The 2,310-nt window shown below is 71.3% G+C and carries 2 protein-coding genes; both read right to left on the bottom strand.

What is annotated here, in order from left to right:
• Positions 1 to 1,754: serine/threonine-protein kinase (locus tag AWX74_RS38710; RefSeq protein WP_242666618.1), on the bottom strand; the 1,754-nt coding region annotated here is incomplete at its 3' end.
• 439 nt (positions 1,755 to 2,193) lie between these two features.
• Positions 2,194 to 2,310: lysozyme family protein (locus AWX74_RS41940; protein ID WP_479724511.1), on the bottom strand; the 117-nt coding region annotated here is incomplete at its 5' end.

Genomic DNA, 2,310 nt, shown 5'->3' with positions numbered 1-2,310 from the left:
ACCTGCACCCAGTTCGTCCCCGACCCGGAATACACGTACACACCCTGCTTGTCCGGAGTCAGCGAGTACAACCGATCACCCGTCACCACGAACTGCGCGCCAGGCCCTCCGATGACCTCCCACCGGCCCGGGGAACCGAGGTACCGGGAGATGTCACCGCTGTCCCGGCTGGTCGCGAAAAGGCCGTAACCTCCGCCGTAGAGCTTCCCGGTGGGCCCGCCGATCGGAACCCAGTTCGTGCCGGACCCCGAGTACACCTCAACACCGCTGCGGTCAGGGGCGATCCGGTACACCCCGCCGCGCGCTGTGGTCGGGCGGCCCTGCTGCTGCGCCGGCAGGCCGGATGCTGGCACCGCCTGGGCGGACGGCAGGGCAGCGGAGTTCCCGGCCCCGGTGACCGCCGAGCCGCCGGGCGCCGAACCGGCCGCCATGCCCGCATCCGAGCCGGAAAGCGGCACGCCGCCGCCCGCGACGGAACCGGTACCGGCGCCCGGGCCGCCTGACGGCGACGAGCCCGTCAGCAGCGAACCCGTCTCGACGCCCGGGTCGGCCCCGGGGTCGTCCCCACCGGCCAGACGATCGACAGGCCCGTTGTGCCGGGTCAGCAGAAGCACGGCCGCGACGAGCATCACGAGCGCGGCGACGGCCGCGGCCAACACACCACCGAGCCGAGACCGGCCGCGGCGGCGACCACGGCGACGATCGTCGCTGTCCGGCAACGTGGGTGTCGACGACTTCGCGTCCTGCGCGGGCGCGGGCGGCAGTGCGGACGCCACCTCACCCGCGGAGTCCTCCGCACCGCCGAGGGCGCCGACGGTACCGCCGACGCCCTCGGAACCCTCGGAACCCTCGGAACCGAACTGTTCCCGCGGGGCGAGGACGTAGCGCGTCAGGTCGGCGAGGACGGTCGGCGGCAGCCAGCCCTCACCGATGCGAAGCCGTTCGTCTGTTGACTGCCGCCGACACAGGCTGATCAGGTCGGTGGGGGTGGGCCGGGCTGCCGGATCCTTTTCCAGGCAGCGCTCCAGGATGCCGCGGATCTGCTCCGGGCAGCTGTCCCAGTCGGGCTGCTCGTTCACGATGCGGTGGAACACGGCGACATCCGCGCCGAACGGCAGCTCGCCGGTGGCCGCGTAGTAGGCGGTGGCCCCAAGCGAGAAGACGTCACCCGAGGTGTCCAGGGCTTTCCCGCGAATCTGCTCGGGCGCCATGAAGGCGGGTGTGCCGACCGGTTCGCCGGTTCTCGTGAGCCGCACCGACGACGCCTCGACAGCTCGGGAGATGCCGAAGTCGATGACCCGCGGGCCGTCGGCGGCAAGGATGACGTTCCCCGGTTTCAGATCCCGGTGGATCACGCCCGCCACATGGATGGACTGCAGTGCCTCGGCGACCCCGGCGATGAGCACGAGGACGCTTTCCACCGGCAGCGGGCCCTGGCGGGCGACGGCCACGGCGAGGGAGGGCGCCGCGACGTAGGCGGTCGCCATCCAGGGGCGCGGGGCCTGGGCGTCGCTGTCGATGACCGGGGCGGTGTACAGGCCCTGGACGCGTTGGGCGATCGCCACTTCCTTCTCGAAGCGGCGGCGGAACTCGGGGTCGGAGGCGAACTCCGGCCGGGCGACCTTGAGTGCGAGCGGCCGGCCACCGGGGGTGTAGGACAGGTACACCGCACCCATGCCACCGGTGCCGATCCGGGCCCGGAGCCGGTAGCCGCTGATCTCGCGAGGGTCCTGGGGCGTGAGTGGATTGAACACCGCATCCGGGGCCGGCCCCGATCCGTCAGGTGCGCCTGGTGGCGTACCGTTCATCGGTCTCCCTCAGGGTCGGGTTCCGTGCCGCACCGCGGTGACCAGCACAAACAGCCCAGCGCTGGCCATTCAGCCAAAACAATAGCCAACTCTGACTCTATGCATCATTCAGGGCACGGCACGCGAGACCCCGTCCGCGGTCGCCGCTCCCGCCTTGCCTCTCGTCTCGCCCCGCCTCGCCTCGCCTCGCCTCGCCTCGCCCCGCAGTCTGAGGCGACCAGCCATGACCGCGGCCCGCCCGTCAGCCGGCCGAACGCACAAAATGCCGGTGTGCCCGGACGTCTCGTGGACGTCCGGGCACACCGGCATGATCACCAGAGCACCGACTCCGGCACGGTTCTCACCGGGAGGTGCTCCGCGGTGCGGCCCGAGGGCTCACACAGGCTCAGACCTTGTGGCCCCAGCAGGGCTTCGAACTCACCCACGGACTCGAACCCTGCTGCGCATACAGAATATGCGCACGCTTCCACTGCTCAGCCACACTCGCGTTCTGCGGCAGACC

The sequence above is a fragment of the Parafrankia irregularis genome (assembly GCF_001536285.1).
GTDB classification, from domain to species: Bacteria; Actinomycetota; Actinomycetes; order Frankiales; family Frankiaceae; genus Parafrankia; species Parafrankia irregularis.
This window is presented reverse-complemented; position numbering and strand designations above follow the sequence as displayed.